A 6,853-nucleotide genomic window follows, 5' to 3' on the forward strand; every position below is an offset into this window, starting at 1 on the left:
TCGGTTACGAGGAATATTTTTATAGCGGGAATCGTTGTTTTATCGAGTGGCCGGAGATGGTGGAGCCTCTGTTACCGGAAAACACGTTGATATGCAAGTTTTCCGAACTGGCAGATGGCCGGAGAGAATTGGTGATTGAAGAAAAACTTTAAAGTGTAGGTTATGGATAACTCGGGTAAATTATTGGGAGCCCAAATTAATCGGGAGTGGTTTCTATACCAGGAAAAAGAGGTATTCGGGGAATACCGGCAGAAGCGATTGACAATCGGTTTACCGAACGAGACCGAGCGACGGGAAAACCGGGTGTGTTTAACCCCGGAGGCCGTGGCCATGATGGTTGATATGGGGCATACGATAATGATACAACGAGGAGCTGGAGAGGCTGCACATTACCATGACCGGGAGTACGCCGATGCGGGCGCCCAGATGTTGGATACCTGCGAGGAAGTGTACACGGCGGATATTATACTGAAACCGACTCCGGTGATGCAGGCAGACGTGGAGATGATGCATGATCGGCAGGTTATACTGTCACCGATCGAGCTTTTCGAGTTACGAAAAGAGGCTGTTGTGGAGATGATGCAGAAGAAAGTGACGGCTGTCGGGTTCGATATTCTGAAAGACGAGAACGGGGTTTATCCCGTGGTGCAGATGATGAGTGAGATTTCTGGAAGTTCGGCAATCATGATTGCCAGCGAGTACTTGAGCAATTCTCGGGAAGGGAAAGGTATCTTGCTGGGAGGGGTGACGGGAATCACTCCAGCCGAGGTGGTTATCTTGGGAGCCGGGACTTTGGGGGAATATGCGGCTCGTACGGCGTTGGCTTTGGGGGCCGAGGTGAAAGTGTTCGATCATTCGCTGGAGCGTCTACGCCGGATAAATCATTGTCTGGGACAACGGGTATATACTTCTGTTTTTCATAAGCCGGTTTTGGAAAGGGCGTTATTGTCTGCCGACGTGCTGATCGGGGCTCTGCGTTTCTTCGATGATGATTTCGGGATTACCGTGTCCGAAGAACAGGTAAGGTTGATGAAACAGGGGGCGGTGATCGTGGATATGTCCATTGAACATGGTGGATGTATAGAAACATCAGGGCCAACGACTCATGAGAACCCGACGTATGTATATAACGGGGTAATCCACTATTGTGTCCCGAATGTCCCGTCGAGAGTAGCTCGTACGGCATCTATCGCTTATAGTAATTTATTCACTCCTTTATTTGATAAGATTTCCCGGGCGGGTGGTTTTAATACTGCCATAAAAAATGATGCGGGATTACGGCATGGCGTGTATGTTTATAATGGAGTGTTGACGAAACGGGTGATTGCCGATCGCTATGGATTGGTTTCCAGGGATATTGATTTATTGATGGCTGCTTTTTAATCACTCTATAAAGACTATAATTCCTAATAATACTCCATACACCAGTGCATAGGGAAAAGCTCGTTTCAAGATTTCCCCTTCTTGGCCTTGTAATTGACATGCGGAGGCGGCAATGGCAATACTCTGGGGAGAGATAATTTTCCCGGCAGTAGTGCCTGTGGTGTTGGCGGCGGCAAGCCAAGAAGGAGAAATGTCCATGTTTGCGGCGATTCCTGCTTGCAACTTCCCGAAAAGAATGTTTGCCGAAGTACCGCTACCCGTGATAAATGTTCCTATTTCCCCGGCCAGAGGGGACCAGAAAGCGTAATACTTCCCGGAGATGGAAGTGAGTGTGTTGGCCAGTAATTGCACCATGCCGGATATTTCCATGAGTGCGGATATACTGACCAAGGCGATAACCATAATAATGGTACTGCGGATTTGTACGAGAGTTTGGCCTAGTAACGTGAATTGTCTGCTTGTCGTTATACCCTGTATTTGTCCCCCGATAAAAGCTCCGGCAAAAAGCAATAAACTCGTTGCCTTGAAATTGAAGGGAATAGCCAGTAATATAAAGAAAATGATAAGGCCGTAGACACTCCACGCTTGGTATATTTGCCGGGGCGAGTGTTTCGTGGGAATTGTGTCACTTTTTTTGTTCCATTTACTCCATGCGATAATAATAATGATGGAACAAATACTGCCTAGAATGGCTGGCATCTCCGGACCGAGATATACGGCCGTGGCGTATTGTGCTAGGAAGGATACGCCCCCGACAATCGTACCGAGCAAGATGTTCTTGAGTAAAGCTTGGCGGCGTCTGTCGGCCAATATAGCCAAAGTTATCGGGATCAAGAATATAAAAGGATATAATTGTTGAATGGTAGCCTTACACAATTCAGGTAACGGGCAGCCGGTCTCTTCCATGAGAACGGTTTCCGCGATACCGACGGCCCCGAAGGTTGTGGGTTCACTGTTGGCGATGAGGCTCACGAGTACGGCGAACAACGGGCGAAATCCCAGCGTTACGAGTATGGCTGCCGGGATGGCGACCGAGGTCCCGTAGCCGGCCATTCCTTCCAGTAGCCCCCCGAACCCCCACGTGATCAGTAATACCTGTACACTCCTGTCCGTGGAAATCGTTGCCAGTTGGTCTTTTAACACTTCAATCTTGCCGGAATCCAGTAGAATATTATAGCTAAACACGGCCATCCAGATAACGGAAAGAATGGTGATACAAGCACGTGTGGTACTGTTTATTAAAGTGAAACCGATCTCTTGCGCGGGTATACCAAAGGCGAAAGTGGCCAACATAACGGTAATAACAAGGGTAAGCAGACTACTCTTATCTCCGGGCCACTTGCATATCCCCATGGATATGACCAGTATAACCATTGGCAGTAAGGCAAACAAGATTTCGAACATGACGTATCGTTAGACTTCTTATTGCTTGAGGATGGAGTCTATAACCGGGGTTAAGTCGCTGTTTTTAGGTATTTTAATTCCCCGGATTCCGGCAGCCTCTGCCGCCTCGATGTCTCGTGAACCGTCCCCGATTAACCACGAGGCAGATTTGTCGATGTCAAACTCCCGGATAGCCTGTTCGATCATGTAAGGCGATGGTTTGCGGCACTTACAGGGGGCAATGCTGCTGTGATGAGGGCAGTAGTATATTTTATCCACGTGCGCCCCGTGTTTTTCCAGTTCCTTGCACATATGAACGTGAAGGTTGTCCACGTCTTCGATCGTGTACTCCCCTTTAGCGACCCCGCCTTGATTGGTAACCACGATAATCAAATAACCCGCCTCGTTCAGTCGACGAATTCCGTCGATAACACCGGGATTGAAAACGAAGTCTTCAACCTTATATATGTAATAATGACCTTCATCAGAATTAATGGTCCCGTCCCGATCCAGAAATATAGCCTTGTTCATTTTAGATTTTATCTTTCCAACTTGTAACTTGTCAACTTGTAACCAGAAATTCACCTGTGGCGAATTTCAATGCATTATCTTAAATATTAACTCCTTCAAAAGCTCGCCGTCAGAAATGTTAGCGTTACCGACACCTTTTGATTTGAGGTCGTACTCCCGTAACCAAGAGATAATATTGGCACATTTCATGGCGTTATATCGTTTCGCTCCTTCCGTGTAATCTTTCAGAAAATAGGGATTGATACCCAGTAACCGGGCCATTTCTTGCTGGTTTGGGGTACTTTTCTTCTGGTAGTGGTACGTCAGTAGGTTCAGAAAGTACCGGAACAACATGCTGATCGTGAGAACCAGCGGGTTGTTCTTGGGATTAGCCTCGAAATAATTCACGATACGGTTTGCTTTCAGGTGATCCATCTGTATGATGGCCGCCGTGAGTTCGAATGTGTTGAATTCCTTGCTGATCCCAGTGTGTTCTTCCACCAGATTCTCCTTGATTTCACCGCCACCGGGAAGTAGGAGCATGAGCTTGTCCAGTTCGTTGGCCACCTTGCTCAAATCGTTCCCCAGACTTTCTGCGAGAATACCTGCGGCTTTCAGAGAAATCATGTATTTCTTGTCTTTGCAGTACGAGATAATCCAGTCCGGGATTTTATTGTCGTAAAGTTTGGCCGACTCGAAATAGATGCAATGCGAAGAACTGCTTAATTTTTTGAAAACTCCTTTACGTTTATCCGGTTTCTTGTTTTTATAGAGAAACACGAGGATCGTTGTCGGTTGAAGATGATCAATATAAGGCAGTAAATTCTCGAAATCCCGGATATTCTGGGCCTCCTTGACAATGACAACCTGACGTTGTGACATCATGGGAAAGCGGCGGGCCGTATCGGTCACGGTGGTCATGGAGACATCGTTCCCGTACAATATCGTTTGGTTAAACGCTTTCTCGTCCTCCGTGAGGGCGTTTTTTTCGATGCGTGTCGCTATATCGTCCAAAAAATAGGATTCTTCCCCCGATAAGAAGTAAATCGGGGCATATTTCCCTGCTTTTAAATCTGCAACTATCTCTTCGTATTTCATAAGGCAAAAGTAATAAACTTTAAATTCCGATCATATCAAAGAGTGGTAATTTTAGTGCCAAGAACAGGATTTATCGCCGGGTGATGTGAGAAGGGCCCCCTTTTTCGATCGAGCGCACGATCTGCTCGATTTCCCGGTCCCGCCCGTTCGGTTCGTAATCGGCTTTTAGGTTATTCCCGAACAACAAGGCCAGCGATTGCCAGAAATAGGCATTCACCGTACCCTTGTACTCCTTGATGTGATTGAACGACGTGTTGTTTGTCTCTCGGTAGATCAGGCGAACGAGAATTTTCCCTTGCGTGACGGTCAGTTTCATCAACGGTTGCTTGAACGTGTGCATGAGTTCCTTGTATTCTTTCTTGATAATCTGCTTCCGTTTTGCCTCGGAATCCGTTTGCGCTAGTTTATTTTCAATCTCGTTGATCTTGGCGGCAGCTATTTTCGCGTACGGGAACACCTTTCTCACGTTATAAACCATCCTTTGATTCCGTTGTTGCTGGCGAGCGTATTTCCGGGGATTCTTCAATCGGGCGACGACATCTACTTCATGGAGAAGAACATGGGGCACGGTGTCCCTGCCCATAATCACGGACGGGACAACACTCTGCGCTGTTGCAAAGCTGTTAATAAATAAAGATAGGAGTGATATGATAAATATTTTGCACATTTTTATATCTTTGCATTAACGCTTTATCAATACAAAGTTAGTAGATATATTTGATTTGTAAAAATATTAATTAGTGGAAAAGGAATTTCAGGATCTGTTTCAGATACGTCACAATGATGACCGTGTTGAGGTGGGAAAGGTGTTGATTGCAGAACCTTTTCTGGAAGGTAAATATTTTAACCGTTCCGTGGTCTACATGGTGGAACATGATTCGAGCGGGAGCGTGGGTTTTGTATTGAATAAGCCGTTACCTTACACGACTTCCGAGTTGGTAAAAGAACTCGAAGGCGTACATTTCCCCGTGTACATTGGTGGTCCCGTGGAGCGTAATCAGTTGTATTACATCCATCGGAGAAATGACATACCGGACTCGGAAGAGATTGCGAAGGGGATATACTGGGGAGGTGATTTTAAGGCTTTGACGGAGATGTTGAAAGCTGGAAAGGTATTGGAAGGAGAGATTCGTTTCTTTGCAGGGTATAGTGGCTGGGCGGATAGCCAGTTGGAGAATGAATTGAAGGAGAATTCTTGGATGGTGGGGACGATTCCTACCGACACGCTGTTTACCATCCCGAACGAGGGGTTGTGGGAACAGGCTATGAGTTCTCTGGGGGGAAGATACAAGCTGTGGGCGAATTTCCCGGAAGACCCGATTCTTAATTAATTGAAAATTGAGAATTGACAATTGAAAATGAAGACGATTTGATGAGTTTGGAGATTAGAGGGGACTATCCCTACCGGCTCCCCCTTGCACAGGGGGAGAGAGGCGAACGCAAGAAGGCGCTACAATGTGACATTGTGGTGTGTTCTCCCCCTGTGTAAGGGGGAGTTAGAGGGGGTAGTTAAAGCGTTGGCCTTGTGTGGTTGGAATCTAAAATCATTAAATCCAAAATATAAAGGCAGGCCGTTCTATCGCTGTCCCGCGAGGGAGAGAGGAAAGTCCGGGCAACGCAGGGCATCGTGCTTCTTAACGGGAAGGTCTCCGAGAGGGGGCAGTAGTGTAACAGAAAATAACCGTTCCGTTCGCGGAATAAGGGTGAAAAGGTGAGGTAAGAGCCCACCGGTATCCCGGGTGATCGGGGTAGCCGTACACCTCACGAGTTGCAAGACCATGTACACTGGCGCTTAGGTTTGCCCGACCGATGCCAGGGGGTAGGTCGCTAGAGCTGCGGAGTGATCCGCGGAGTAGATAAATGATAGAAACCGCAAGGTACAGAACCCGGCTTACAGGCCTGCCTTTTTTTTATTGAAAACCGATTAATTCGCAATTTATGAACTACGATTTATGATTCAGAAAAACATTGGTATAAGGTGGAAATCACTTGATCTAAAATCATAAATCAGGAAATTAATAAAATCTATAACAATAATTAGGACGTGAAATCAATCAGAGAAATATTTAGAATTGGGTACGGGCCTTCTTCCAGTCACACGATGGGACCGGGACGGGCGGCGTATTATTTCAAGGAAAAGAATCCGGATGCCGAGCGCTACCGGGTGACCTTGTACGGGAGTCTGGCATTGACGGGAGTGGGGCACGGAACGGATGTTGCCATCCAGAAGATGATCGATCGGCCGGACGACACGGAAATTATATGGGAGTCCGCGAAATCCCTGCCCCATCATCCGAACGGGATGTTGTTCGAGGCTTTAAGAAACGGGGAAGTCGTGGATCGTTGGGAAGTATATAGTGTCGGTGGTGGTGCTTTATGGGATGAACTGGGAACCTTCAAGGAGGAAGATGTCTATCCCGACACGAAAATGACGGATATACTGGACTGGTGCAAGGCCGAGGGGCGCTCTTTCGTGGAG

7 protein-coding genes, 1 other RNA gene and 1 pseudogene are annotated in these 6,853 nt (G+C 47.1%); 5 read left to right on the forward strand and 4 right to left on the reverse strand.

Annotated features, from left to right (window positions below; translation table 11 throughout):
- Both AB5542_RS21300 and AB5542_RS20815 read left to right on the forward strand, forming a co-directional pair.
- Window positions 1-152 (forward strand): annotated as a pseudogene (locus AB5542_RS21300) (tRNA (adenosine(37)-N6)-threonylcarbamoyltransferase complex ATPase subunit type 1 TsaE); the annotation flags it as partial.
- Between the two features lie 10 nt (window positions 153-162).
- Window positions 163-1,383, forward strand: a complete 1,221-nt coding sequence (locus tag AB5542_RS20815; protein ID WP_087419955.1) for an alanine dehydrogenase — start codon at window positions 163-165, stop codon at window positions 1,381-1,383.
- Here AB5542_RS20815 and AB5542_RS20820 read toward each other — a convergent pair whose 3' ends face one another.
- From AB5542_RS20820 to AB5542_RS20835, 4 genes are all read right to left on the reverse strand, one after another.
- Window positions 1,384-2,787 carry an L-lactate permease gene (locus tag AB5542_RS20820; protein ID WP_279040427.1) on the reverse strand — a complete coding sequence of 468 codons (1,404 nt, stop codon included), beginning with the start codon at window positions 2,785-2,787 and terminating at the stop codon, window positions 1,384-1,386.
- Between the two features lie 18 nt (window positions 2,788-2,805).
- A complete protein-coding gene (locus AB5542_RS20825) occupies window positions 2,806-3,297 on the reverse strand; it encodes a D-glycero-alpha-D-manno-heptose-1,7-bisphosphate 7-phosphatase (RefSeq protein WP_118305092.1) in 492 nt (163 codons plus the stop codon).
- A 66-nt stretch (window positions 3,298-3,363) separates the two neighbouring features.
- Complete coding sequence (holA, locus tag AB5542_RS20830) at window positions 3,364-4,374, reverse strand: DNA polymerase III subunit delta (RefSeq protein WP_087419957.1); 1,011 nt, start codon at window positions 4,372-4,374, stop codon at window positions 3,364-3,366.
- 70 nt (window positions 4,375-4,444) lie between these two features.
- Complete coding sequence (locus AB5542_RS20835; RefSeq protein ID WP_124317338.1) at window positions 4,445-5,041, reverse strand: DUF4294 domain-containing protein; 597 nt, start codon at window positions 5,039-5,041, stop codon at window positions 4,445-4,447.
- A 73-nt stretch (window positions 5,042-5,114) separates the two neighbouring features.
- Between AB5542_RS20835 and AB5542_RS20840 the strand changes: the two genes are divergently transcribed.
- The 3 genes from AB5542_RS20840 to AB5542_RS20850 all read left to right on the forward strand — a co-directional run.
- The gene (locus AB5542_RS20840; RefSeq protein ID WP_279040425.1) at window positions 5,115-5,705 is read left to right on the forward strand and encodes a YqgE/AlgH family protein; all 591 of its coding nucleotides are present in this window, start codon (window positions 5,115-5,117) and stop codon (window positions 5,703-5,705) included.
- A gap of 232 nt (window positions 5,706-5,937) precedes the next feature.
- An RNA gene (rnpB, locus tag AB5542_RS20845) (RNase P RNA component class A) lies at window positions 5,938-6,284 on the forward strand.
- A gap of 134 nt (window positions 6,285-6,418) precedes the next feature.
- The coding region (locus AB5542_RS20850) for a serine dehydratase beta chain (protein WP_368243431.1) at window positions 6,419-6,853 on the forward strand (435 nt) is incomplete at its 3' end.

Source organism: Butyricimonas sp. RTP31003st1_G1_RTP31003_210430, assembly GCF_040920905.1.
Taxonomy (GTDB): Bacteria; Bacteroidota; Bacteroidia; order Bacteroidales; family Marinifilaceae; genus Butyricimonas; species Butyricimonas paravirosa.